At 70.6% G+C, this 26044-nt stretch carries 23 protein-coding genes; 19 read left to right on the top strand and 4 right to left on the bottom strand.

Annotation, left to right across the window (positions count from 1 at the left end; translation table 11 throughout):
- Positions 1-131: 131 nt before the first annotated feature.
- Positions 132-857 carry a 3'-5' exonuclease gene (locus ABZ471_RS34860; RefSeq protein WP_359072202.1) on the bottom strand — a complete coding sequence of 242 codons (726 nt, stop codon included), beginning with the start codon at positions 855-857 and terminating at the stop codon, positions 132-134.
- 168 nt (positions 858-1025) lie between these two features.
- On the opposite strand from ABZ471_RS34860, the gene ABZ471_RS34865 reads away from it, so the two are divergent.
- From ABZ471_RS34865 to thrS, 3 genes are all read left to right on the top strand, one after another.
- Positions 1026-1592, top strand: a complete 567-nt coding sequence (locus ABZ471_RS34865) for a DUF4365 domain-containing protein (RefSeq protein WP_359072204.1) — start codon at positions 1026-1028, stop codon at positions 1590-1592.
- On the top strand, positions 1589-2821 hold the full coding sequence (locus ABZ471_RS34870) for a hypothetical protein (RefSeq protein ID WP_359072206.1): 1233 nt from the start codon (positions 1589-1591) through the stop codon (positions 2819-2821). Before ABZ471_RS34865 ends, ABZ471_RS34870 begins: the two co-directional genes overlap by 4 nt.
- Before the next feature lie 99 nt (positions 2822-2920).
- Positions 2921-4897 carry a threonine--tRNA ligase gene (gene thrS, locus ABZ471_RS34875; protein WP_359072208.1) on the top strand — a complete coding sequence of 659 codons (1977 nt, stop codon included), beginning with the start codon at positions 2921-2923 and terminating at the stop codon, positions 4895-4897.
- Between the two features lie 28 nt (positions 4898-4925).
- On the opposite strand, the gene ABZ471_RS34880 is transcribed toward thrS, so the two are convergent.
- Complete coding sequence (locus ABZ471_RS34880; protein WP_359072210.1) at positions 4926-5585, bottom strand: ion channel; 660 nt, start codon at positions 5583-5585, stop codon at positions 4926-4928.
- Positions 5586-5652: 67 nt separating this feature from the next.
- On the opposite strand from ABZ471_RS34880, the gene ABZ471_RS34885 reads away from it, so the two are divergent.
- Positions 5653-6213 (top strand): HIT domain-containing protein, encoded by a 561-nt coding sequence (locus ABZ471_RS34885; RefSeq protein WP_359072212.1) that lies wholly within the window; start codon positions 5653-5655, stop codon positions 6211-6213.
- Between the two features lie 137 nt (positions 6214-6350).
- On the opposite strand, the gene ABZ471_RS34890 is transcribed toward ABZ471_RS34885, so the two are convergent.
- Positions 6351-7997, bottom strand: a complete 1647-nt coding sequence (locus tag ABZ471_RS34890; protein WP_359072213.1) for a hypothetical protein — start codon at positions 7995-7997, stop codon at positions 6351-6353.
- Positions 7998-8208: 211 nt separating this feature from the next.
- Positions 8209-10407 (bottom strand): elongation factor G-like protein EF-G2, encoded by a 2199-nt coding sequence (locus tag ABZ471_RS34895; protein WP_359072214.1) that lies wholly within the window; start codon positions 10405-10407, stop codon positions 8209-8211.
- Between the two features lie 227 nt (positions 10408-10634).
- On the opposite strand from ABZ471_RS34895, the gene pgsA reads away from it, so the two are divergent.
- The 15 genes from pgsA to ABZ471_RS34970 all read left to right on the top strand — a co-directional run bounded on the left by pgsA (position 10635) and on the right by ABZ471_RS34970 (position 25972).
- Positions 10635-11363, top strand: coding sequence for a phosphatidylinositol phosphate synthase (gene pgsA, locus ABZ471_RS34900; protein WP_359072264.1), 729 nt, complete (start codon positions 10635-10637; stop codon positions 11361-11363).
- Entirely contained in the window at positions 11360-12268 is a 909-nt protein-coding gene (locus ABZ471_RS34905; protein ID WP_359072216.1) for a phosphatidylinositol mannoside acyltransferase, read from the top strand. The genes pgsA and ABZ471_RS34905 overlap by 4 nt, the downstream gene beginning before the upstream one ends.
- On the top strand, positions 12265-13425 hold the full coding sequence (locus ABZ471_RS34910; RefSeq protein ID WP_359072218.1) for a glycosyltransferase family 4 protein: 1161 nt from the start codon (positions 12265-12267) through the stop codon (positions 13423-13425). Before ABZ471_RS34905 ends, ABZ471_RS34910 begins: the two co-directional genes overlap by 4 nt.
- A 59-nt stretch (positions 13426-13484) precedes the next feature.
- Positions 13485-14027 carry a hypothetical protein gene (locus ABZ471_RS34915; protein ID WP_359072220.1) on the top strand — a complete coding sequence of 181 codons (543 nt, stop codon included), beginning with the start codon at positions 13485-13487 and terminating at the stop codon, positions 14025-14027.
- A gap of 114 nt (positions 14028-14141) precedes the next feature.
- A complete protein-coding gene (gene pdxS, locus ABZ471_RS34920; RefSeq protein ID WP_359072222.1) occupies positions 14142-15047 on the top strand; it encodes a pyridoxal 5'-phosphate synthase lyase subunit PdxS in 906 nt (301 codons plus the stop codon).
- A gap of 13 nt (positions 15048-15060) precedes the next feature.
- Positions 15061-15666: a pyridoxal 5'-phosphate synthase glutaminase subunit PdxT gene (gene pdxT, locus ABZ471_RS34925; protein ID WP_359072224.1), complete on the top strand. Its 606-nt coding sequence runs from the start codon at positions 15061-15063 to the stop codon at positions 15664-15666.
- Between the two features lie 49 nt (positions 15667-15715).
- A complete protein-coding gene (locus ABZ471_RS34930; RefSeq protein ID WP_359072226.1) occupies positions 15716-16468 on the top strand; it encodes a YebC/PmpR family DNA-binding transcriptional regulator in 753 nt (250 codons plus the stop codon).
- Positions 16469-16636: 168 nt separating this feature from the next.
- Positions 16637-17176: a crossover junction endodeoxyribonuclease RuvC gene (gene ruvC, locus ABZ471_RS34935; RefSeq protein ID WP_359072228.1), complete on the top strand. Its 540-nt coding sequence runs from the start codon at positions 16637-16639 to the stop codon at positions 17174-17176.
- Complete coding sequence (gene ruvA / locus ABZ471_RS34940; protein ID WP_359072229.1) at positions 17173-17778, top strand: Holliday junction branch migration protein RuvA; 606 nt, start codon at positions 17173-17175, stop codon at positions 17776-17778. Before ruvC ends, ruvA begins: the two co-directional genes overlap by 4 nt.
- Before the next feature lie 27 nt (positions 17779-17805).
- Positions 17806-18900 carry a Holliday junction branch migration DNA helicase RuvB gene (gene ruvB, locus ABZ471_RS34945; protein ID WP_359072230.1) on the top strand — a complete coding sequence of 365 codons (1095 nt, stop codon included), beginning with the start codon at positions 17806-17808 and terminating at the stop codon, positions 18898-18900.
- A 175-nt stretch (positions 18901-19075) separates the two neighbouring features.
- A complete protein-coding gene (gene yajC / locus ABZ471_RS34950; RefSeq protein WP_359072232.1) occupies positions 19076-19591 on the top strand; it encodes a preprotein translocase subunit YajC in 516 nt (171 codons plus the stop codon).
- Positions 19592-19733: 142 nt separating this feature from the next.
- The gene (gene secD, locus ABZ471_RS34955) at positions 19734-21512 is read left to right on the top strand and encodes a protein translocase subunit SecD (RefSeq protein ID WP_359072233.1); all 1779 of its coding nucleotides are present in this window, start codon (positions 19734-19736) and stop codon (positions 21510-21512) included.
- Between the two features lie 3 nt (positions 21513-21515).
- The gene (gene secF / locus ABZ471_RS34960; RefSeq protein ID WP_359072235.1) at positions 21516-22625 is read left to right on the top strand and encodes a protein translocase subunit SecF; all 1110 of its coding nucleotides are present in this window, start codon (positions 21516-21518) and stop codon (positions 22623-22625) included.
- Positions 22622-23161: an adenine phosphoribosyltransferase gene (locus ABZ471_RS34965; RefSeq protein WP_359072237.1), complete on the top strand. Its 540-nt coding sequence runs from the start codon at positions 22622-22624 to the stop codon at positions 23159-23161. The genes secF and ABZ471_RS34965 overlap by 4 nt, the downstream gene beginning before the upstream one ends.
- Before the next feature lie 297 nt (positions 23162-23458).
- Positions 23459-25972, top strand: coding sequence for a bifunctional (p)ppGpp synthetase/guanosine-3',5'-bis(diphosphate) 3'-pyrophosphohydrolase (locus tag ABZ471_RS34970; RefSeq protein ID WP_359072239.1), 2514 nt, complete (start codon positions 23459-23461; stop codon positions 25970-25972).
- The last annotated feature ends 72 nt before the right edge of the window (positions 25973-26044 follow it).

Here is a 26044-nt window from a genome sequence, read left to right on the forward strand (position 1 = left end):
AGAGCGCTTCGTTCACACCGAAGAGGTCACTGGTTCGAACCCAGTATCGCCCACCGGGAAAGAGCCGGTCCGCATCAGCGGACCGGCTTTTTTGCTGCCACGGGGGAGCTGCTCCAGGTCCGTCACGGCCGTCACGCCGCCGCCGGCAGCTCCGGCCGCAGTGGCCAGTCCGTGTTCACCGTCTCCTCCGAGCCGCTGCGCGCGAACCACGCCTGAAGACCGCGGGCCTGTGCCGCGTGCCAGCCCGCCTGGAGCGTGTGCAGTTCGGCGGGGGAGAGCCGCTCCAGCCGCGTCGCGAAACGGCGGCCCACGGCGCGTACGACATCCAGCGCGGCCAACGCGTCCGCCGCCGCGTCGTGCGCGCCCTCCAGCGTCACGCCGTAGTGCGCGCACAGGTCGGTCAGCGTGCGCCGCCCCTTGCGGTAGCGGTCCAGGTGCTTGTCCAGGACCCGCGGATCCAGCACCTGGAGCGGAGTCGCCTCGAACCAGCGGTCCAGCGAGGAGGCCCGGTGCCGGCGCAACTCCCGGTCCAGCAGCGTGAGATCGAACGGCGCGTTCATCACCACCAGCGGACGTCGCATCGCCGCGTGCTCGGCCAGCTGCTCGGCTATCTCGAACATCACCGGCGCCGGCCAGCGGCCGTTGTGCTGCAGGTGTTCGTCCGTCAGCCCGTGCACCGCGGTCGCCCCCTCCGGCACCGGCACACCCGGGTTCACCAGCCACCGGGTGATGCGCGGCCGGGTGCCCGGCGCGTCCTGGACGACGACGGCGGCCGACACGATCCGGTCGGTCTCCACGTCGACGCCCGTCGTCTCCGTGTCGAAGGCGGCCAGCGCCCCCTCGTACCAGTACGTCATCCCAACCCAACTCCTCGTTCACCCACGGCAGATGAAGTTCCGTCTTCTGCCCGTTTGGTGATACCCGGGCCGTTTGCGCCGTACGCCGCAAGGACACAACAGGAGTGCGGGTCTTTGCAGTTCAGCAGCCCGCAGCGGGGAAACTCTTGGCTTGGAAGGCTGTTGGTCATGGCCATAGCGCAGCCCGAGCGGGGCGGGCTGCTGCCCGAACGCCCGGGCACCGTCCGCGGCACGCTCGCCACCACCGCGTGCATGGAGACACTGCAGGTGGGCTATCTGCACGCGGTCGCCGCCGCGGCGGGCTGCTCGCTGTCCCAGCCCTTTCCGGACAACGGCATCGACTGGCACGTCAGCCACAGCGCACCCGGACACACCGTCGACGACGAGGTCACCATCAAGGTGCAGCTCAAATGCACCTACCAAGTCGCGCCGAACCCCCGGGGCCGTTTCTTCTCCTTCACGCTCGACAACGACCACCTGCGCAAACTCGCCCGCACACCCGTCTCGGTGCACAAGATCCTGGTCGTCATGCTGGTCCCGCGCTCCCAGGACGACTGGCTGCGCGCCAGCCACGACCGGCTCGACCTGAGGCACTGCTGCTACTGGGTCAACCTCGCCGGCCAGCCGGTCACCGGCCGGCACCGGACCACCGTGCGGATACCGACCTCGCGCATCTTCGACGACCGGGCGCTGTGCGAGATCATGACGCGGGTCGGGACGGGAGGCAGGCCATGAGGATCCGTCCGTACGACGAGCCGGCCCGGCAGGTCCGGCCGCATCCCGAAGACCTCTCCTGGAACCGGCCGCCGGACCCGGCCGAGGTCGACCCCGCCGTGCTCGGCGCCCTGCTGCACCGGCACGGCTGGCAGCGGCGCGGGGGAGCGGCCGGGCGCTACGGCCGCTGGACCCCGCCCGGTCCGGGCGGCGGCGGCACCAGCCTGCTGGTGCCCGAGAGCCGGGCCTTCCCCGACAGCGACGACCTGCTCGGCGAGGCCCTCGACGCCCTGGCCCGCAACGACACCCCCGCCGCGCGCGAGGTGCTGATCTCCCTCGCCGTGCCCAGCGACGAGATCCGCTGGTGGCGGGACACTCCGAGCGGGCCCGTCGGCGCCTCCCCGTGGACGGTCGACGAGCGCCTGCGCTCCGCCGCCCGCCAGATGCTCCTCGCGGCCGCGCTCGCCACGCGCGCGCGTGCCGGCTACTACGGCGCCCGGCACCGCCGGCCCGCCGCCGGCCTCCTGGAGAACGTCCTCGTCGGCCCCGCCGCCGAGGGCCGCCGGCTGACTGCCTTCGTGCCCGTGCCCACCGGCCGTACGCTCGCCGTCCGCCTCCACCAGGCCCTCTACGCGGCCCGCGAGGCCATCGACTACCAGCGCGCCACCGGCGGCATGGACGCCTTCGACGGGGCCGTCGAGGCCGGCGTCAGCCGCGAACTGACCGAGGCGCTGACCACACTCGTCCGCGGCACCGAGGGCGCCCGCATCGCCATCGCCTGGGCCCCCGGAGCCGGAGTGCCCGAGGGCTGCGCCGCCTCCGCCGAACCCGTCGAGTTCTCCCCCGGAGACCTGCCCGTGCTGCACGCGGCCGGCGCCCGCTACCTCCAGGAGGAACCCTCGGTCCCGGTCCGGATCACCGGAGCGGTGGTCCGCCTGCGCCGCTCCGGACCGCGCGGCGAGGGCACCGTACGACTGCGGGTGCTCGCGGGCGCCGAGGTCCCGCACGTCCGCGTCACCCTGGACGAGGAGGACTACCGCATCGCCGGCCACGCCCATCTCGTCGGCCTCCCGGTGCGGGTGCACGGCCGGCTCGAGCGCCGCGGCGGCTTCCGCAGGCTCACCGGCGCGTCCGGGGTCGTACCCGTGCAGGTCGACGACGCCGAGCGGGACCGGCTGATGAAGTCCCTGCAGGAGAATCTCGACTTCTTCGAAGAGGCGTGCGGGGAGGCGTACGGGGGCGAGGACTGAGGGTGACCGTTTCGCGGTCGGTGGTGTCGGGTCGGTACGATCCCTTGTGCGCGCGCTCCTGGTATGGCGCCGCACCCCACCTTCAGTCAGGAGAGACCGGTGTCAGACGTCCGTGTGATCATCCAACGCGATTCCGAGCGGGACGAACGCGTGGTGACGACGGGCACCACGGCCGCCGACCTCTTCGCGGGCGAGCGCTCGGTCATCGCCGCACGCGTGGGCGGCGAGCTGAAGGACCTCACCCACGAGGTCAAGGACGGCGAGACCGTCGAGGGCGTCGAGATCTCCTCCGAAGACGGCCTGAACATCCTGCGCCACTCCACCGCGCACGTCCTGGCGCAGGCCGTGCAGGAGCTGTTCCCCGAGGCCAAGCTGGGCATCGGCCCGCCGGTCAAGGACGGTTTCTACTACGACTTCGACGTCGAGAAGCCGTTCACGCCCGAGGATCTCAAGGCCATCGAGAAGAAGATGCAGGAGATCCAGAAGCGCGGCCAGCGCTTCTCCCGTCGCGTCGTCACCGACGAGAGCGCCCGCGAGGAACTTGCCTCCGAGCCGTACAAGCTGGAGCTGATCGGCCTCAAGGGCTCCGCCTCCTCCGACGACGGCGCGGACGTCGAGGTCGGCGCCGGTGAGCTGACGATCTACGACAACCTGGACGCCAAGACCGGCGAGCTGTGCTGGAAGGACCTCTGCCGCGGTCCCCACCTGCCCTCGACCCGGCTCATCCCGGCGTTCAAGCTGATGCGCAACGCGGCCGCCTACTGGCGCGGCAGCGAGAAGAACCCGATGCTCCAGCGCATCTACGGCACCGCCTGGCCGTCCAAGGACGAGCTGAAGGCGTACCTGGACTTCCTCGCCGAGGCCGAGAAGCGCGACCACCGCAAGCTCGGCAACGAGCTGGACCTCTTCTCGATCCCTGAGCAGATCGGCTCCGGCCTCGCCGTCTTCCACCCCAAGGGCGGCATCGTCCGCCGTGTGATGGAGGACTACTCGCGCCGCCGGCACGAGGAAGAGGGCTACGAGTTCGTCTACACCCCGCACGCGACCAAGGGGAAGCTCTTCGAGACGTCGGGCCACCTGGACTGGTACGCCGAGGGCATGTACCCGCCCATGCAGCTCGACGAGGGCGTGGACTACTACCTCAAGCCCATGAACTGCCCGATGCACAACCTGATCTTCGATGCGCGCGGCCGCTCCTACCGTGAACTGCCGCTGCGCCTCTTCGAGTTCGGGACCGTGTACCGGTACGAGAAGTCGGGCGTCGTGCACGGCCTGACCCGGGCCCGCGGCTTCACCCAGGACGACGCGCACATCTACTGCACCCGTGAGCAGATGTCCGAGGAACTGGACAAGACGCTCACCTTCGTCCTCGGCCTGCTGCGCGACTACGGCCTGACCGACTTCTACCTGGAGCTGTCCACCAAGGACCCGGAGAAGTTCGTCGGCTCGGACGAGGTCTGGGAGGAGGCGACCGAGACGCTGCGCCAGGTCGCCGAGAAGCAGGGCCTGCCCCTCGTGCCCGACCCGGGCGGCGCCGCCTTCTACGGCCCGAAGATCTCCGTCCAGGCCAAGGACGCGATCGGCCGTACCTGGCAGATGTCGACCATCCAGCTCGACTTCAACCTGCCCGAGCGCTTCGACCTGGAGTACACCGGCCCGGACGGCTCGAAGCAGCGCCCGGTGATGATCCACCGCGCCCTCTTCGGCTCGATCGAGCGCTTCTTCGCGGTGCTCCTGGAGCACTACGCGGGCGCCTTCCCGGCGTGGCTCGCCCCCGTCCAGGCGCTCGGCATCCCGATCGGCGACGCGCACGTCGAGTACCTGGAGAAGTTCGCCGCCGCGGCCCGGAAGAAGGGCCTGCGCGTCGAGGTCGACTCCTCCTCGGACCGCATGCAGAAGAAGATCCGGAATGCCCAGAAGCAGAAGGTGCCCTTCATGGTCATCGCGGGCGACGAGGACATGGCGGGCGGTTCGGTGTCCTTCCGCTACCGTGACGGTTCGCAGGAGAACGGCATCCCGTTCGACGAGGCCATTGCCAAGATCGCGAAGGTCGTGGAGGAGCGGACCCAGGTCTGATCCGCACAGCCCGGCGGGCCCCCGGGGATCACCTCCCCGGGGGCCTTTCGTCGCCCTCACGGGAGAAGGTCTGCATCAGCCAGGACGAGAACGAACCCGTCACCGCGCCGAGCAGGCCCAGCCCGCAGGCCATCATCCCGGTCGCGATCACCCGGCCGAGCCTGGTCACCGGGGTGATGTCGCCGTAGCCGACCGTGCTGAGGGTCGAGGCGGCCCACCACACGGCATCCCCGAACGTGCGCATCGTGGCACCGGGCGCCCCGCGTTCCTGCTGGTAGACCGCGAGGGCGCCGGAGAAGCCGAGCAGCAGGGTGGACAGGCTCGCGTAGGCGATCACGCGTGCGTACAGCGAGAGCCGGGGCTCCCCCTGCCGGCGCTGGATCACGTCGTAGAGCGGAACGATTCGCAGCGGGCGCAGCAGCGGCAGCACGACCACGGCCGTGTGCAGGAAGTGCGTGGTGGCGAAGCGCAGGAAGCGCTGCCCGCCGAGCCGCCAGCGCACCACGTAGTCCACGGCGAACAGCGCCCAGAGGGCGAGCATCGCGAACCCGCACAGGTTCCGCCAGGCGGGCGGCAGGCCCACGGCCAGGACCCGGGTGGCATAGGCGGCCATGAAGATCAGCGACGCCGCGAAGAGCGGGATCTCGGTGCGCTGCTCCCAGCGAGCCGCGGGGCTGTCGTCGTCCACCGGCCAAGCTTGGCCGGTGAGCGCCGTCCTGCCGCCCCGGCGACACGCCGCGAACGGGCGAAGCCATATGCTGCTTTGCATGACGAGTGAGCCGGAGCAGCAGATCGGAGTGGGGACGCAGGACGCGTTCCAGCGCCTGTGGACGCCCCACCGGATGGCCTACATCCAGGGCGAGAACAAGCCGACCGGTCCGGGGGCCGACGACGGCTGCCCCTTCTGCTCGATCCCGGCCAAGTCCGACGAGGACGGACTGATCGTCCGCCGTGGCGAGCACGTGTACGCCGTCCTCAACCTGTACCCGTACAACGGCGGCCACCTGATGACCGTGCCGTACCGGCACGTGGCCGACTACACCGACCTCACCGTGCCGGAGACCGCCGAGCTGGCCGAGCTGACCAAGCAGGCGATGACCGCCCTGCGCACCGCCTCCGGCGCGCACGGCTTCAACATCGGCATGAACCAGGGCACCGTGGCCGGCGCCGGCATCGCCGCCCACCTGCACCAGCACATCGTCCCGCGCTGGGGCGGCGACACGAACTTCATGCCGGTGGTCGGCCACACCAGGGTCCTGCCGCAGCTGCTGGCCGACACGAGAAAGATGCTGGCGGAGGCCTGGCCGACGGCATGACTTCCCGGCACCGGAGCCCGTCCGGCGTTTGAGGACAGGGCCCGTCCAGAGCCGAAGCGGGGGTCTGGGGGGCGGCAGCCCCCAGGAACCCCAGCTGGCGCCGCCGGAGCACAGCCCCCGGTCGAGCCGCCGGAGGCCTACGCGTCGTAGAGGTCGGCCTTGCGCGGCGACGCGTCCTGCACCAACCCGCTGAGCACGGACGACCGGTTGCCGAACTTCTCCGTGTTCACGCCGTTGTCCGACAGGACCCGGAGCGCGGCCGAGTGCACCACCCTCAGCACCGGCGTGGCCGCGCGCAGCGCGTCGTCGGCCATGAAGCGGTGCCGCCACGGCTGATCGGCCCAGGCGTGCCGCAGGCCGAACGGCTCGGGCAGCGCCAGGGAACCGCCGAGCCAGTTGAGCAGCGGCGGATACCAGGTCAGCGGGGCGCGCGCGGCAAGCCGTACCACCTCGTCGGTCGGGACCAGCGGCAGCTTGACCGTGCGGTTCTCCCACGGCTTGAGGGACTTGGCGACCTCCTTGGTCGGCGCCGCCGACTTCGTGGTGAACAGCGGGTTCACCGGTCCCAGGGCGTGCCCGGTCACCTCGATGCGCAGCGTCTCGTGCAGCACGGTCACCGTGATCAGCATCGTGATGACCAGCTGGCCGTCCCACAGCGTCCACTGCACGCCCAGGTAGTGCCGGTCGCCGCTGCCGAACTGCTGCTTGTTGCAGATCTCCTGTATGGCGTGCTGCTTGACCTGGAACGCCTCGACGTCCGTGCCCCCCGGCCGGGACACCTCCGTCGCCTTCTCGCCGATCGGCGTGACGATCCAGTGCCGTATCGAGGGCTTCGGGAAGCCGCCGGTGTTCAGCGGGCCGCGCTCCAGCATCCGCAGCTGGTCGTGGATCGCGCGTATGACGTCCCAGCTGCGGAAGGGGTGGATCTCCCGGGTGGGGTCGGCGGGCACCAGGTCCTCGGCGAGCTGCCAGGCGCCCCAGCGGGTGCCCATGCCGAGTATGCCCTTGGGGCCGGCGTAGAAGACCGAGTTGGACTGCTGCTCGGCGCCGAGCCGGGCCAGCGACTGGCGCAGCTGCTCGGCCGCTGTCTCGCCGGGGCCGCGCGGCACGGCCTCGGGGACCTTCGCGCCGACGCTGCTGCCCGAGAGCAGGCCGTCCCAGCGCGCCCGCAGGTCCTTCGCGGTGCGCTCGCAGATCTGCTTGGCCCAGAACCAGCCCAGCACGGGGGCGACGACGGCCCCCCGCGCGTACCACGCCCAGAACCCGGTGAACGGCATCTTCAGCAGGAAGAGCGCGGCGATCACGCCGACCCCGGTGAGCAGCGCGGTGGCGAGCGCCCCGGCCCGCTTGTCGTCGCGCTTGGCGACGAACGAGCGCAGCTGGAAGACGAGCAGCCAGCCGATGAGCCCCGGCAGGAAGATCAGGCCGGACAGCACCATCACGGTGGACAGCCGGTTGTCGCGCTCCCGGCGGATGTTGTTGGCCGCCAGGCAGTGCTCCACGACGACCTGGGGCTCGGCGCCGAAGGACTGGATGAGCGGCTTGCGGCCGGGAGCGAGCATGCGGTCGACGACGGCCCGGGAGAAGGCCTCGCCCAGGTTCGGCCTGACCAGTTTCCACTTGCCGGCCTTGACCGTCGACTGATGCCACTCGTTGTCGGTCTTCTTGATGTCCTCGATCACGTTGTCCCGGTAGGCCGCCGAGGCCAGCGCGAACGTCGCCGCCTGGCCTTCGTCGCCGGAGACGGGCACCTGCGGTCCGTCCCACTCCGTTCCAACCGACATTCCCGCCCCCATCGCCGCCGGTGTCGCTTCTGCGGCCTTCCCGACTTCCGTGTTCCGCACACCTGTTGAACAGGCCGACGCGTCGATACCGCACCACGACCGCATGAGTTCGGCACGACGTGATCAGGTGATCAGCGTATCCGCAGCCACTGACACCGTGCCGGCGGACGGCCGAAGCCGCCCGCCGGCGCACCGAGGCAAGCGTGGTGAACTACGCCGATTCGCCCGCCTGTTCACGGATTCGCTCGGCGATCTGCGGCGGCATCGGCTCGTGCCGCGCGTACGCGCGGTCGAACCGGGCCGTACCGTGCGACAGGGAGCGCAGGTCGATGGCGTAGCGGCCGATCTCGAACTCCGGCACCTCCGCCCGGATCAGGGTCCGCCCGGAGCCCACCTGCTCGGTGCCGAGCACCCGGCCGCGCCGGGTCGACAGATCGCTCATCACCGCGCCCACGTAGTCGTCGGCGACCAGCACGGTCACCTCGGCCACGGGCTCCAGCAGATGGATCCGTGTCCCGGCCGCGGCCTCGCGCAGGGCCAGCGCGCCCGCCGTCTGGAAGGCGGCGTCGGAGGAGTCCACCGAGTGCGCCTTGCCGTCCAGCAGCGTGATCCGCACGTCCACCAGCGGATAGCCGGCAGCCACTCCCTTCGCGGCCTGCGCCCGTACGCCCTTCTCCACGGACGGGATGAACTGGCGCGGTACGGCGCCGCCCACCACCTTGTCCACGAACTCCACGCCCGAGCCGCCGGGCAGCGGCTCCACCTCGATCTCGCAGATGGCGTACTGCCCGTGCCCGCCGGACTGCTTGACGTGCCGGCCGCGCCCTGCGGCCTTGGACGCGAACGTCTCCCGAAGGGAGACCTTGTGCGGTACGACGTCGACCTGGACGCCGTACCGGCTGCGCAGCCGCTCCAGTGCGACGTCCGCGTGGGCCTCGCCCAGACACCACAGGACCACCTGGTGGGTGTCCTGGTTCTGCTCCAGGCGCATCGTCGGGTCCTCGGCGACCAGCCGGGCCAGCCCCTGGGAGAGCTTGTCCTCGTCGGCCTTGCTGTGCGCGTGGATGGCGAGCGGAAGCAGCGGGTCGGGCATCTGCCAGGGCTCCATCAGGAGCGGGTCGTCCTTGGCCGAGAGTGTGTCCCCGGTCTCGGCGCGGCCGAGCTTGGCCACGCACACCAGATCGCCCGCGACGGCGTGTGTCACCGGGCGCTGCTGCTTGCCGAACGCCATGGACAGCGCGCCGATCTTCTCGTCGACGTCGTGGTCCTCGTGGCCGCGGTCGGCCAGGCCGTGCCCGGAGACGTGCACCGTCTCGTCGGGACGCACGGTGCCGGAAAAGACGCGGACCAGGGAGATACGGCCGACATACGGGTCGGAGGAGGTCTTCACGACCTCGGCGACCAGCGGGCCGCTCGTGTCGCAGGCCTTCAGCTCGCGCGGCTTGCCGTCGATCGTGGTGACCGAGGGCATGGGGTGCTCGAACGGCGTCGGGAACCCGCCGGTGATCAGTTCCAGCAGCTCGACCGTGCCGAGGCCTTGTTTGGCGCCCTCAGCGGCGGGGGCGGCCGCCAGGACGGGGAAGAAGGTGCCGCGCGCGACGGCCCGCTCCAGGTCCTCGATCAGCGTCTTGACCTCGACCTGTTCGCCGCCCAGATAGCGGTCCATGAGGGTCTCGTCCTCGCTCTCGGCGATGATTCCCTCGATCAGCCGGTTGCGGGCCTCCGCGATGTCCGGCAGCTGGTCCTCGCCGGGCTCCGACTCCTTGCGCTCCCCGGACGCGTAGTCGAACAGCTTCTGCGACAGCAGTCCGGTCAGCCCGGTCACGGGTGCGTGCCCGTCGGGACCTTCCGGCCCGCGCAGCGGCAGGTACAGCGGCAGCACGGCGTCGGGGTCGTCGGCGCCGAAGGCCTCCGCACACACCCGGGTCATCTCCTCGAAGTCCGCGCGGGCGGCCTCCAGGTGTGTGATCACGATCGCGCGGGGCATGCCGACGGCCTGGCACTCCTCCCACACCATGCGGGTCGAGCCGTCTACCCCGTCCGAGGCCGAGACGACGAAGAGGGCCGCGTCCGCCGCTCGCAGACCGGCCCTCAGCTCCCCGACGAAGTCGGCGTATCCGGGGGTGTCGAGGACGTTGATCTTGATGCCGTCCCACTCCACCGGGACCAGCGAGAGCTGAACCGAGCGTTGCTGCCGATGCTCGATGTCGTCGTAGTCGGAGACGGTGCCGCCGTCCTCCACGCGGCCCGCCCGGTTCACGGCCCCCGCGGTCAGCGCGAGGGCCTCCACCAAAGTCGTCTTGCCCGAACCGGAGTGGCCGACCAGCACCACATTCCGTACGGACGCGGGTTGGTCGGCCGCCGCTGCCCTGCCGGCGGCCCCGGGGTGTGTTTGCACCTTGTCGCCCATGATCCTGCCTCCCATGACGGTGAGGTCTGTGTGGGCGCGGACACGCGGTACCGCGTGCACTGGCGGCTCCGGCGACGCCCGCGGTCCTTCGAGCTTTCCACTCCCGTCACGTTGCGTCCATACGACGGACGCCGATCGCGCCACGCACGCCGTGAGCGTGCCGTGTGCACCGGATCGCGGTACGGCTGCGGGTGCCCGCCCGTCACGCACGCGTGCGCGTGGCTACGATGGGCCAGCCGGCGACCACCAGGGCCGCGGCGACAACAACCGTCGGGAAGGCCATGCTGAACAAGTACGCGCGTGCATTCTTCACGCGTGTCCTCACACCGTTCGCCGCGTTTCTCATCCGCCGGGGCGTGAGCCCCGACACGGTCACGCTCATCGGCACGGCCGGTGTGGTCGCGGGCGCGCTGGTCTTCTTCCCCAGGGGTGAGTTCTTCTGGGGCACGATCGTGATCACCCTGTTCGTCTTCTCCGACCTGGTCGACGGCAACATGGCCCGCCAGCTGGGCCGCTCCAGCCGCTGGGGCGCCTTCCTGGACTCCACCCTGGACCGGGTCGCCGACGGTGCGATCTTCGGCGGCTTCGCGCTCTGGTACGCGGGCAACGGCGACGACAACGTCCTGTGCGCCGTCTCGATCTTCTGCCTGGCCAGCGGCCAGGTGGTGTCGTACACCAAGGCGCGCGGCGAGTCGATCGGACTGCCGGTCGCCGTCAACGGGCTCGTCGAACGCGCCGAGCGCCTGGTGATCTCGCTGGTCGCGGCCGGTCTGGCGGGCCTGCATGCGTTCGGCGTGCCGGGCATCCAGTGGCTGCTGCCGGTCGCCCTGTGGATCGTCGCCGTGGGCAGCCTCGTCACGCTGATCCAGCGTGTCGTCACCGTCCGCCGCGAGTCCGCCGAGGCGGAGGAGGCCGCGCAGCGGAACGCGTCCCAGGGGAGCGAGGCGGCGAAGTGAGCACTGTCGACCGGCTCACCGACGCGCTGTACGGCCTCGGCTGGAGCACCGTCAAGAAGCTCCCCGAACCCGCCGCGGCCCGCCTCGGCCGGAGCATCGCCGACCTCGCCTGGAAGCGGCGCGGCAAAGGCGTGCAGCGCCTGGAGGCGAACTACGCGCGCGTGGTGCCCGACGCCGGCCCCGAGCGCCTCGCCGAACTTTCCCGCGCGGGCATGCGCTCCTACCTGCGCTACTGGATGGAGTCCTTCCGGTTGCCCGCCTGGAGCGCCGAGCGCGTGAAGACGGGCTTCGAGTGCGAGGACGCGCACTACCTGACCGACGGGATCGCCTCCCCGCGCGGCCTGATCCTCGCGCTGCCGCACCTGGCCAACTGGGACCTGGCCGGCGCCTGGGTCACCACCAAGCTGGAGACGCCGTTCACCACGGTCGCCGAGCGCCTCAAGCCCGAGACCCTGTACGACCGCTTCGTCGCCTACCGCGAGGGCCTCGGCATGGAGGTCCTGCCGCACAGCGGCGGCACCGCCTTCGGCACCCTGGCCCGGCGGCTGCGCGACGGCGGCCTGGTCTGCCTGGTCGCCGACCGCGACCTGTCCGCCTCCGGCGTCGAGGTCGACTTCTTCGGCGACCGGGCCCGGATGCCCGCAGGCCCGGCCCTGCTCGCCCAGCAGACGGGCGCGCTGCTGATGCCCGTCACGCTCTGGTACGACGATTCGCCCGTCATGAAGGGCCGGGTGCATCCCCCGATCGAGGTGCCCGAGTCAGGTACCCGGGAGGAGAAGACGTCTGTCATGACACAGGCACTGGCCGACGTCTTCGCCAAGGGGATCGCCGACCACCCGGAGGACTGGCACATGCTCCAGCGCCTGTGGCTCGCCGACCTCGACCCCGCGAAGGGACCCTCGTGAGAATCGGGATCGTCTGCCCGTACTCCTGGGACGTGCCCGGTGGCGTCCAGTTCCACATCCGTGACCTCGCCGAGTACTTCATCCGCCTCGGCCACGAGGTCTCCGTGCTCGCCCCGGCCGACGACGACACACCGCTGCCCCCGTACGTCGTCTCGGCCGGCCGCGCGGTCCCGGTGCCGTACAACGGCTCGGTGGCCCGCCTGAACTTCGGCTTCCTGTCGGCCGCGCGGGTGCGGCGCTGGCTGCACGACGGCGCCTTCGACGTGGTCCACATCCACGAGCCCACGTCCCCGTCGCTCGGCCTGCTGACCTGCTGGGCGGCGCAGGGCCCGATCGTGGCCACGTTCCACACGTCCAACCCGCGCTCGCGCGCGATGATCGCCGCCTACGCGATCCTCCAGGCCGCGCTGGAGAAGATCAGCGCGCGGATCGCGGTCAGCGAGTACGCCCGCCGCACCCTGGTCGAGCACCTCGGCGGCGACGCCGTCGTCATCCCCAACGGTGTCGACGTCGACTTCTTCGCCAAGGCCGAGCCGAAGCCGGAGTGGCAGGGCGACACGCTCGGCTTCATCGGGCGGATCGACGAGCCCCGCAAGGGCCTGCCGGTGCTCATGAAGGCCCTCCCGAAGATCCTCGCCGCCCGCCCGCAGACGCGACTGCTGGTAGCGGGGCGCGGCGACGAGGAGGCCGCCGTCGAGGACCTGCCGAAGGAACTTCGCTCCCGAGTCGAGTTCCTCGGCATGGTCAGCGACGAGGACAAGGCGCGCCTCCTGCGCAGCGTCGACCTGTACATCGCGCCCAACACCGGCGGTGAGAGCTTCGGCATCATCCTGGTCGAGGCCATGTCGGCGGGCGCCCCCGTGCTCGCCTCCGACCTGGACGCCTTCGTCCAGGTCCTCGACCAGGGCGCGGCCGGCGAGGTCTTCGCCAACGAGGACGCGGACGCCTTGGCCGAGGCGGCCGTACGCCTGCTGGCGGACCCGGACCGCCGGGCCGAACTGTGCGAGCGGGGGAGCACCCACGTGCGGCGGTTCGACTGGTCGACGGTCGGCGCGGACATCCTGTCGGTGTACGAGACGGTCACGACGGGCACGGCGGCGGTGGCGACGGACGAGCGGTCGGGCCTGCGGGCGCGGTTCGGGCTGGCGCGGGACTGAGCCCGGGCGGGACGCCGACGGCTTCGTTCCGGGCCGCGGCACCCCGATAGCCTTCGCCCGTGACCGCAACCCTCATCTGGATCCTTGTCGCGCTCGTGGCCGTCGGCCTGTACCTGAGCTGGACGGCCGGACGGCTGGACCGGCTGCACGTGCGGATGGACGCCGCGCGGGCCGCGCTGGACGCGCAGCTGCTGCGGCGGGCCTCCGTGACGCAGGAGCTGGCGACCTCGGGCGTACTGGACCCCGCCGCCTCGATCGTCCTCTACGAGGCCGCGCACGCGGCCCGGCAGGCCGAGGAGGAACAGCGGGAGGTCGCCGAGAGCGAGCTGAGCCAGGCCCTGCGGGCGGTGTTCGCGGACCCGCAGCAGGTCGAAGTCGTACGGGAGGCCCCGGGGGGCGAGGCGGCGACCACCGAGCTGGCCGAGGCCGTGCGCCGGGTCCCCATGGCCCGCCGTTTCCACAACGACGCCGTGGGGGCCGCCCGCAGGCTCCGCGAGCACCGCAAGGTGCGCTGGTTCCGACTGGCCGGCCACGCCCCGTTCCCGCTGGCCTTCGAGATGGACGACGAGCCGCCCGCGGCCCTGGTGGAGCGGGTCTCCTGAACGTCAGGTGGATCAAAAGGATCCACCGGCTTGCCATTGGCCCTTGCTGTGGCCTGGTCCACTCACGTTTCCTCATCTGAGCAGAAGCCCTCTTTCACTTCAGTGAGGTCACCCGTGTCCACCATCGAGAACCAGGCTCCCGAGACCGGCACCGCCCGCGTGAAGCGCGGCATGGCCGAGCAGCTCAAGGGCGGCGTGATCATGGACGTCGTCACGCCGGAGCAGGCGAAGATCGCCGAGGACGCGGGCGCCGTCGCGGTCATGGCCCTGGAGCGGGTCCCGGCCGACATCCGCAAGGACGGCGGCGTGGCCCGCATGTCCGACCCGGACATGATCGAGGGCATCATCGAGGCCGTCTCGATCCCGGTCATGGCCAAGTCCCGCATCGGCCACTTCGTCGAGGCCCAGGTCCTGCAGTCCCTCGGCGTCGACTACATCGACGAGTCCGAGGTCCTGACCCCGGCCGACGAGGTCAACCACTCCGACAAGTGGGCGTTCACGACCCCCTTCGTCTGCGGTGCCACCAACCTCGGCGAGGCCCTGCGCCGCATCGCCGAGGGCGCCGCGATGATCCGCTCCAAGGGCGAGGCCGGCACCGGCAACGTCGTCGAGGCCGTGCGCCACCTGCGTCAGATCAAGAACGAGATCGCCCGCCTGCGCGGCTACGACAACAACGAGCTGTACGCCGCCGCCAAGGAGCTGCGCGCCCCGTACGAGCTGGTCAAGGAGGTCGCCGAGCTGGGCAAGCTCCCGGTGGTCCTCTTCTCCGCCGGTGGCGTGGCCACTCCGGCCGACGCCGCGCTCATGCGCCAGCTCGGCGCCGAGGGCGTCTTCGTCGGCTCCGGCATCTTCAAGTCCGGCGACCCGGCCAAGCGCGCCGCCGCCATCGTGAAGGCCACCACCTTCTACGACGACCCGAAGATCATCGCGGACGCCTCCCGCAACCTGGGCGAGGCCATGGTCGGCATCAACTGCGACACCCTCCCCGAGGCCGAGCGTTACGCCAACCGCGGCTGGTAAGGCACCGGAACCCATGAACACCCCCGTCATAGGCGTCCTGGCCCTCCAGGGCGACGTACGGGAGCACCTCATCGCCCTGGCCGCGGCCGACGCCGTGGCCAGGCCGGTGCGGCGCCCCGAGGAACTCGCCGAGGTCGACGGTCTCGTCCTGCCCGGCGGCGAGTCCACCACCATCTCCAAGCTGGCCGTCCTCTTCGGAGTGATGGAACCCCTCCGCGCGCGCGTACGCGCCGGCATGCCCGTCTACGGCACCTGCGCCGGCATGATCATGCTCGCCGACAAGATCCTCGACCCGCGCTCGGGCCAGGAGACCATCGGCGGCATCGACATGATCGTGCGCCGCAACGCCTTCGGGCGGCAGAACGAGTCGTTCGAGGCGTCGGTCGACGTCAAGGGAGTCGCGGGCGATCCTGTAGAGGGCGTCTTCATCCGCGCCCCGTGGGTCGAGTCCGTCGGCGCCGAGACCGAGGTGCTCGCCGAGCACGACGGCCACATCGTCGCGGTCCGCCAGGGCAGCGCGCTCGCCACGTCGTTCCACCCGGAACTGACCGGCGATCACCGCGTGCACTCCCTTTTCGTCGACATGGTGCGCGCCAACCGGACACCGGAGTCCTTGTAGGATCTCTGGAGTTCGTTGCAGAGATGGGTTACGCGAAGGAGACAGGCAGATGTCCGGCCACTCTAAATGGGCTACGACGAAGCACAAGAAGGCCGTGATCGATGCCAAGCGCGGCAAGCTCTTCGCGAAGCTGATCAAGAACATCGAGGTCGCGGCGCGCATGGGCGGCGTCGACCTCGAGGGCAACCCGACGCTCTACGACGCCGTCCAGAAGGCCAAGAAGCAGTCCGTCCCGAACAAGAACATCGACTCCGCGATCAAGCGCGGCGGTGGTCTTGAGGCCGGCGGCGCCGACTACGAGACGATCATGTACGAGGGCTACGGCCCGAACGGTGTCGCGGTGCTCATCGAGTGCCTCACTGACAACCGCAACCGCGCGGCCTCCGACGTCCGCGTCGCCATGACCCGCAACGGCGGCAACATGGCCGACCCGGGCTCCGTGTCCTACATGTTCAGCCGCAAGGGCGTCATCATCGTCCCCAAGGGTGAGCTGACCGAGGACGACGTCCTCGACGCCGTCCTCGACGCGGGTGCCGAGGAGGTCAACGACCTCGGCGAGTCCTTCGAGGTCATCAGCGAGGCCACCGACCTGGTCGCGGTCCGCACCGCGCTCCAGGAGGCCGGTGTCGACTACGACTCCGCCGAGTCCAGCTTCGTGCCGTCGGTCCAGGTCGAGCTGGACGAGGAGGGCGCCAAGAAGATCTTCAAGCTGATCGACGCGCTCGAGGACAGCGACGACGTGCAGAACGTCTTCGCCAACTTCGACGTCAGCGACGAGGTCATGGAGAAGGTCGACGCGTAGCGCTGCCGCGCGCTCTGCACGGCTGACCGGGCCGACGGGACACATCCCGTCGGCCCGTCGCGTTGCCGGACGTTGGTGCGGGGCGTTGTCGGTGGCACCCGATAGCCTGCACGAACTGGGGGTACCGCCCCAGCGGTAGCCGGGGGAGATCGAAGGGAGGGGGCGCGCGTGCGTGTACTGGGGGTGGACCCAGGGCTTACGCGATGCGGCGTCGGCGTCGTCGAGGGGGTCGCGGGCCGACCGCTCACCATGCTCGGCGTGGGGGTCGTCCGGACACCCGCGGACGCTGATCTCAGCCACCGGCTGCTCGCTGTGGAGGAGGGTCTCGAGGAGTGGCTGGACACGCACCGGCCGGAGTTCGTCGCCGTCGAGCGCGTCTTCAGCCAGCACAACGTGCGCACGGTCATGGGCACCGCCCAGGCCAGCGCCGTCGCCATGCTGTGCGCCGCCCGGCGCGGCATCCCGGTCGCCCTGCACACCCCCAGCGAGGTCAAGGCCGCCGTCACCGGCAGCGGCCGCGCCGACAAGGCCCAGGTGGGGGCCATGGTCACCCGCCTCCTCCGGCTCAGCGCCCCGCCCAAGCCCGCCGACGCGGCCGACGCCCTCGCCCTCGCCATCTGCCACATCTGGCGCGCCCCCGCTCAGAACCGGCTCCAGCAGGCCGTCGCCCGGCAGACCCTCACCACGACGAAAGGCCGTACGGCATGATCGCGTTCGTCAGCGGCCCGGTCGCCGCCCTCGCCCCCGACTCCGCGGTGGTCGAGGTGGGCGGCATCGGCATCGCCGTCCAGTGCACCCCGAACACGCTCTCCGGCCTGCGCATGGGCCGGCAGACGAAACTCGCCACCTCCCTCGTGGTGCGCGAGGACTCGCTGACCCTGTACGGCTTCGCCGCCGACGACGAGCGCCAGGTCTTCGAGCTGCTGCAGACCGCGAGCGGGGTCGGCCCGCGCCTGGCCCAGGCGATGCTCGCCGTGCACACGCCGGACGCGCTGCGCCGCGCCGTCGCCACCGCTGACGAGAAGGCCCTCACCGCCGTTCCCGGCATCGGCAAGAAGGGCGCGCAGAAGCTGCTGCTGGAGCTGAAGGACCGGCTCGGCGCACCCAGCGGCGCCCCCGCGGTGGGCGCCCCGGTCACCCAGGGCTGGCGCGACCAGCTGCACGCCGCCCTCATCGGTCTCGGCTATGCCACCCGCGAGGCCGACGAGGCCGTGACCGCCGTGGCCCCCCAGGCCGAGACCGCCGGCGGCACGCCGCAGGTGGGCCAGCTGCTGAAGGCCGCCCTGCAGACCCTCAACCGCGCCCGTTGACCTGCGCCCCCAGCTAGGAGATCTTGAGTGAACTGGGACGACACGACCGACGCCTCCGCCGAGGAGCGGCTCGTCGACCCCACCGCTGAGCGGCTGGTGGGCTCGGTCGCCGACGGGGAGGACCAGGCCGTCGAGGCCGCCCTGCGCCCCAAGGACCTCGGCGAGTTCATCGGCCAGGAGAAGGTCCGCGAGCAGCTCGACCTCGTCCTGCGCGCCGCACGCGCGCGCGGCGCCACTGCCGACCACGTGCTGCTCTCCGGCGCCCCCGGCCTCGGCAAGACCACCCTGTCGATGATCATCGCGGCCGAGATGGGCGCCCCCATCCGCATCACGTCCGGCCCCGCCATCCAGCACGCCGGCGACCTCGCCGCGATCCTCTCCTCCCTCCAGGAGGGCGAGGTCCTCTTCCTGGACGAGATCCACCGCATGTCCCGGCCTGCCGAAGAGATGCTGTACATGGCCATGGAGGACTTCCGCGTCGACGTCATCGTCGGCAAGGGCCCCGGCGCCACCGCCATCCCTCTGGAGCTGCCCCCGTTCACCCTGGTCGGCGCCACCACGCGCGCGGGCCTGCTGCCGCCCCCGCTGCGCGACCGCTTCGGCTTCACCGCGCACATGGAGTTCTACGCGCCCGCAGAGCTGGAGCGGGTCGTACACCGCTCGGCCAACCTGCTCGACGTCGAGATCGGGCCGGACGGCGCCGCCGAGATCGCCGGCCGCTCCCGCGGCACGCCCCGTATCGCCAACCGTCTGCTGCGCCGTGTGCGGGACTACGCCCAGGTCAAGGCGGACGGCGTGATCACCCGTGAGATCGCGGCGGCCGCCCTCGCCGTCTACGAGGTGGACGCGCGCGGTCTCGACCGACTCGACCGGGCCGTCCTGGAGGCGCTGCTGAAGCTGTTCGGCGGCGGCCCGGTGGGCCTGTCCACGCTCGCCGTCGCGGTGGGGGAGGAGCGGGAGACCGTCGAGGAGGTCGCCGAGCCCTTCCTCGTACGGGAGGGCCTGCTCGCCCGTACGCCGCGCGGCCGGGTGGCCACTCCCGCCGCATGGGCGCATCTCGGCCTGACCCCGCCGCGCTCGTCAGCTGGGGGAAACGGACAACAGGACCTGTTCGGGGCGTGATGGCTTTGTGACGGCGAGGGCATTGGCGGGCGCAGGAACCCAGGTGCCATGCTGAGCGTTGTTCCATGTACGCGGACTCGCTTAGACTCCGCCGATGCCGCCTTTGCGGGCGGCGCCGACCACCCCCATCCATCTGGCCGCTCACCGCGCGGTCGCGCGAAGGAAATTCCGTCCCGTGAATGCCTTTACCCTTCTCCCCTTCATCGTGCTCATCGCGGCCATGTTCCTGATGACGCGCAACGCCAAGAAGAAGCAGCAGCAGGCCGCCAACATGCGGAACGAGCTGCAGCCCGGCTCCGGTGTCCGCACGATCGGGGGGATGTACGCGACGGTCAAGGAGGTCAACGAGGACACGGTCCTCCTCGACGCCGGACCGGGCGTCGACCTCCTCTTCGCCAAGAACGCGATCGGCGCCGTCCTCACCGACGACGAGTACAACCGCATCGTCCACGGCATCGAGCACGACCTGAAGTCCGACGCCGACATCGTCCCGGACGACGCCTCCTCCCTCACCGAGGCCGACGAGACCGACGAGCCTGCCGCCGCTGCCGCCGCCTCCGACGACAAGGCCGTCGACTTCGGTAAGAAGGACACCGCCGAGGACAAGGCCGACGAGGCCGAGGCCGAGACCGCCGAAGCCAAGGCGGACGAACAGCCGAAGAAGACCGACGGCGACTCCGACGCGAAGTAGTCACGTCCCGGGGTGTGCGACGCGGCCTTGACCGCGCCCCGCGCACCCCGGGCGCGTCTGTTCTCCGCACGGGAGCCCGACACCATGTCATGGCCGACCGCGCCGACCGGGCGCGGAGCGGCCCGAGAGGGAGTACGAGAAGGTGGCAGCACCTAAGAGGGGCCGGAGCGCGAGCGCCCAGAGCAAGCCAGGGCGCTCATTGGCCTTCATCCTGATCGCCATCGTGGCGCTGACCGGAGGGATGTTCGCCGCCGGGCACACCACTCCGCGTCTCGGTATCGACCTCGCCGGTGGTACGAGCATCACGCTCAAGGCGAAGGCCGACCAGGGGTCCGCGATCAACAAGGCCAACATGGACACCGCGGTCGACATCATGAACCGCCGTGTCAACGGCCTGGGCGTCTCCGAGGCGGAGGTGCAGACCCAGGGGAACGATCACATCATCGTGAACATCCCCAAGGGCACCAACTCCAAGGAGGCCCAGCAGCAGGTCGGCACCACCGCCAAGCTGTACTTCCGCCCGGTCCTCGCCAGCGAGCCCAGCGGTGCCGCCTCGCCGAGCCCGTCGCCGAGCGCGTCCTCCAGCGGCAGCAGCTCGCCGAGCCCGTCGAGCAGCGCTTCCTCCAAGGAGAAGGCCTCCTCGTCCTCCTCCGGGTCGCCGACGCCGTCGTCCTCCGCCACCTCGCAGGGCCGCGCGGTCACCGACGCCCTGAAGGCCGACGCCACACCGTCGCCCTCCGCCTCCGCGGGCGCCACGTCGTCCCCGAGCCCGTCCGCGTCGTCCTCCGGCGGCACCGCCGACACCAGCAAGCTTCAGGCGCAGTACGCGGCCCTGAACTGCGCCACGCCCGCGGACCGCGCCAAGGCCGGTACGAACGCCAAGCCCGGCGACCCCACCGTGGCCTGCGGTGAGGTCAAGAAGGTCTGGTACAAGTACCTGCTCGGCCCGGCCGCCGTGGACGGCACCGAGGTCAAGAAGGCCGCTGCGGTCTTCGACACCCAGGGTGCCTCCGGCTGGCAGGTCCAGATGAAGTTTTCCTCCAGCGGGTCGAAGAAGTTCGCCGACATCACCGGCGCGCTGGCCAAGAACCAGCCCCCGCAGAACGAGTTCGGCATCGTCCTCGACGGCGAGGTCGTCTCCAGCCCGTTCGTGCAGACGGCCATCACGGGCGGCCAGGCGGAGATCTCCGGCAGCTTCACGCAGCAGGAGGCGCAGAGCCTCGCCAACATGCTGTCCTACGGTGCGCTGCCGCTGTCGTTCAAGGAGGAGACCGTCACCACGGTGACCGCCGCGCTCGGCGGTGACCAGCTGCACGCCGGTCTGCTCGCCGGTGCGATCGGCCTCGCTCTGGTCGTGATCTACCTGGTCGCCTACTACCGCGGTCTGTCGATCGTGGCCATGGCCTCCCTGCTGGTCTCCGGCATCCTCACCTACGTGATCATGGCGCTCCTCGGCCCGGCCATCGGCTTCGCGCTGAACCTGCCGGCCGTCTGCGGTGCCATCGTCGCCATCGGTATCACCGCGGACTCGTTCATCGTGTACTTCGAACGCATCCGGGACGAGATCCGGGAGGGCCGCACGCTGCGTCCCGCCGTCGAGCGGGCCTGGCCGCGCGCCCGGCGCACCATCCTCGTCTCCGACTTCGTGTCGTTCCTCGCCGCCGCGGTGCTGTTCCTCGTGACCGTCGGCAAGGTGCAGGGCTTCGCGTTCACGCTCGGCCTGACGACCGTGCTCGACGTGGTCGTCGTGTTCTTCTTCACCAAGCCGCTCATGACACTGCTCGCCCGCCGCAAGTTCTTCGCGAACGGCCACAAGTGGTCCGGCCTGGACCCGAAGAGCCTGGGTGCCCAGCCGCCGCTGCGCCGCACCCGCCGTCCCGCCGGTCCCGCCGCCGGCCCTGTCGACCCGAAGGAGGCATGAGCGATGTCGAAACTCGGCAACCTCGGCGCTCGACTGCACCGCGGCGAGATCAGCTACGACTTCGTCGGCAAGCGCAAGATCTGGTACGGCGTCTCGATCCTGATCACCATCACGGCCATCCTCGGCCTGGCGGTGCGCGGCCTGAACATGGGCATCGAGTTCCAGGGCGGCGCGGTCTTCACGACGCCGACGAAGATGAGCACGTCGGTCTCGAAGGCGGAGGAGTACGCGAAGGACGCCTCCGGCCATGAGGCGGTCGTGCAGAAGCTCGGCAACGGCAGCCTGCGCATCCAGATCGCCGGCATCGACACCGACAAGTCCGACCAGATCAAGCAGACGCTGGCCAAGGACCTGAACCTCAACCCGGAGAAGCTGGCCGCCGACCTGGTCGGCCCGAGCTGGGGCGAGCAGATCGCCAACAAGGCCTGGGAGGGCCTGGCGATCTTCATGGTGCTCGTGGTGATCTACCTGGCGATCGCCTTCGAATGGCGGATGGCCGTCGCGGCCCTCGTCGCGCTGATCCACGACATCACCATCACGACCGGTATCTACGCCCTGGTCGGCTTCGAGGTCACGCCCGGTACGGTCATCGGTCTGCTGACGATCCTCGGTTACTCGCTCTACGACACGGTCGTCGTCTTCGACAGCCTCAAGGAGCAGACGAAGGACATCACCAAGCAGACCCGCTGGACGTACAGCGACATCGCCAACCGGTCGATCAACGGCACGCTGGTCCGCTCCATCAACACCACCGTGGTCGCCCTGCTGCCGGTGGCGGGCCTGCTGTTCATCGGCGGCGGCTTCCTCGGCGCCGGCACGCTGAACGACATCTCGCTGTCGCTGTTCGTCGGCCTCGCGGCCGGTGCGTACTCCTCGATCTTCATCGCCACGCCGCTGGTCGCCGACCTCAAGGAGCGCGAGCCGGCGATCAAGGCGCTCAGGAAGCGGGTCCTGGCCAAGCGCGCCCAGGCCGCCACCGAGGAGGACCTCCCGGAGACGCGGTCCGCCTCCGGTGACGAGCCCGACGACGCCGCTCCCGCCGTGGTCGGTCCGCGCAACCAGCCCGCGTCCCGCAACCGGGGCCGCGGCCGACCCTCCGGGAAGCGCCGATGACCGGCATCGAGGAGTTGCTGCTCAGCCGTATCCGTGACGTGGCGGACTACCCGGAGCCGGGCGTGATGTTCAAGGACATCACCCCGCTCCTGGCGGACCCGGCCGCCTTCACGGCCCTCACGGACGCGCTGGCCGAGATCGCCGCCGACACCGGCGCGACCAAGGTCGTCGGCCTGGAGGCCCGGGGCTTCATCCTGGGCGCCCCGGTCGCGGTCCGCGCGGGCCTCGGGTTCATCCCGGTGCGCAAGGCGGGCAAGCTGCCGGGGGCGACGCTCCGGCAGGCGTACGACCTGGAGTACGGCTCGGCGGAGATCGAGGTGCACGCGGAGGATCTGTCCTCCGGCGACCGTGTGCTGATCGTGGACGACGTTCTCGCCACGGGAGGCACGGCCGAGGCCGCGATCCAGCTCATCCACCGGGCCGGGGCCGAGGTCTCCGGCCTCGCGGTCCTGATGGAGCTGGGCTTCCTGGACGGCCGCGCCCGCCTTGAGCCGGCGCTGAACGGGGCACCGCTGGAAGCGCTGCTCCAGATCTGAGAACGGCACCGAGGCGGCCGTCCCAGCACGTGCTGGGGCGGCCGTTCCTCGTTTCCGCTCGTACACCTGTGCGGTCCTCTTTCGTCTGCGAGCGGCCCCGTGCCCCACCCTCTCCGACACCCACCGGTCACCCCCGGAACACCCCGGCGACGCCCCCTGGAATCACGCGGCGGCCCCTCGTGTTGCATCGGTAGACGGTCCTCACATCCGCCTGAAGGCGATGACTGGGCGCAGGATCGCTACCATGGGGTCTCCGGAGCCTGACCGGGGGACCCGGATCGCGCACGAGGAGCCCTCTTGCCAGACGAGGCCCAGCCACTGACCGCAGCCAAGCCCGAGCCCGCTTCGGCACCCGCGGCCAAGCCCGCGCCGAACGTGTCGAGTGCGAAGAACGACACCCGCGGGACGGTCGAGCACGCCCAGTCCGCGCCCGTCGAGAAGGCCGCCGAGATCACGCGTCCCAAACCGTCCGCTCCCGTGCGCCCCGCCGCCGGCCAGCCCGGCCGCACCGGCTCCTCCAACCGCGTGCGCGCCCGCCTGGCCCGTCTCGGCGTCCAGCGCGCGAACCCGTACAACCCCGTCCTGGAGCCGCTGCTGCGGATAGTGCGCAGCAACGATCCGAAGATCGAGAACTCGACGCTGCGGCAGATCGAGCGCGCCTATCAGGTCGCCGAGCGCTGGCACCGCGGCCAGAAGCGCAAGAGCGGGGATCCGTACATCACGCATCCGCTCGCCGTCACCACCATCCTCGCCGAGCTGGGCATGGATCCGGCCACGCTGATGGCCGGGCTGCTGCACGACACCGTCGAGGACACCGAGTACGGCCTGGAGGACCTGCGCCGCGACTTCGGCGACGTCGTCGCCCTGCTCGTCGACGGCGTCACCAAGCTGGACAAGGTCAAGTTCGGCGAGGCCGCGCAGGCCGAGACCGTGCGCAAGATGGTCGTGGCGATGGCGAAGGACCCGCGCGTCCTCGTCATCAAGCTCGCCGACCGGCTGCACAACATGCGCACCATGCGCTACCTCAAGCGCGAGAAGCAGGAGAAGAAGGCGCGCGAGACCCTGGAGATCTACGCGCCGCTCGCCCACCGCCTGGGCATGAACACCATCAAGTGGGAGCTGGAGGACCTCGCCTTCGCGATCCTCTACCCCAAGATGTACGACGAGATCGTACGGCTGGTGGCCGAGCGGGCACCGAAGCGTGACGAGTATCTGGCCATAGTGACCGACGAGGTCCAGGCCGACCTCCGCGCCGCCCGCATCAAGGCGACCGTCACCGGACGCCCGAAGCACTACTACAGCGTCTACCAGAAGATGATCGTCCGCGGCCGCGACTTCGCGGAGATCTACGACCTGGTGGGGATTCGTGTCCTTGTCGACACGGTCCGCGACTGCTACGCCGCACTCGGCACCGTGCACGCGCGATGGAACCCGGTCCCCGGCCGGTTCAAGGACTACATCGCGATGCCCAAGTTCAACATGTACCAGTCGCTGCACACGACGGTCATCGGGCCCAACGGCAAGCCCGTCGAGCTGCAGATCCGCACGTTCGACATGCACCGGCGCGCGGAGTACGGCATCGCCGCCCACTGGAAGTACAAGCAGGAGGCCGTCGCCGGCGCCTCCAAGGTCCGCACGGACGTGCCCAAGGCCTCCGGCAAGGACAAGGACGCCATCAACGACATGGCGTGGCTGCGCCAGTTGCTGGACTGGCAGAAGGAGACCGAGGACCCCAGCGAGTTCCTGGAGTCCCTGCGCTTCGACCTGTCCCGCAACGAGGTCTTCGTCTTCACGCCGAAGGGCGACGTCATCGCGCTCCCGGCCGGCGCCACCCCGGTCGACTTCGCGTACGCCGTCCACACCGAGGTCGGCCACCGCACCATAGGAGCGCGGGTCAACGGCAGACTCGTACCGCTCGAATCCACCCTGGACAACGGCGACTTGGTGGAGGTCTTCACCTCCAAGGCGGCCGGCGCGGGTCCGTCCCGCGACTGGCTCGGGTTCGTCAAGTCGCCGCGGGCGCGCAACAAGATCCGGGCCTGGTTCTCCAAGGAGCGCCGGGACGAGGCGATCGAGCAGGGCAAGGACGCCATCGTCCGCGCCATGCGCAAGCAGAACCTGCCGATCCAGCGCATCCTCACCGGCGACTCCCTCGTGACGCTTGCGCACGAGATGCGCTACTCGGACATCTCCGCCCTGTACGCGGCGATCGGCGAGGGCCATGTCTCCGCGCAGAACATCGTGCAGAAGCTGGTCTCGGCGCTCGGCGGCGAAGAGGCCGCCACCGAGGAGATCGACGAGGCCGTCCCGCCGACGCGCACCCGCGGACGCAAGCGCCGCTCCAGCGCCGACCCCGGCGTGGTGGTCAAGGGCGTCGACGACGTGTGGGTCAAGCTGGCCCGCTGCTGTACGCCCGTGCCCGGAGACCCGATCATCGGTTTCGTCACGCGAGGCAGCGGCGTATCGGTTCACCGCAGCGACTGCGTCAACGTCGAGTCACTGTCCCGCGAGCCCGAGCGCATCCTGGACGTCGAGTGGGCGCCCACCCAGTCCTCGGTCTTCCTGGTCGCCATCCAGGTCGAGGCCCTGGACCGCTCCCGCCTGCTCTCGGACGTCACCCGCGTCCTGTCCGACCAGCACGTCAACATCCTCTCCGCGGCCGTCCAGACCTCCCGCGACCGGGTGGCCACCTCCCGCTTCACCTTCGAGATGGGCGACCCGAAGCACCTCGGCCACGTCCTGAAGGCCGTCCGGGGCGTGGAGGGCGTGTACGACGTCTACCGCGTGACCTCGGCGCGCACCCGGGCGTAGCAGCGCAGTCGTCGCCACGCACGGCGTCGCAACGCATGCAGAAGGGCCCCGTACGCCATGTACGGGGCCCTT

Source organism: Streptomyces sp. NPDC005728 (assembly GCF_040630895.1).
GTDB lineage: Bacteria > Actinomycetota > Actinomycetes > Streptomycetales > Streptomycetaceae > Streptomyces.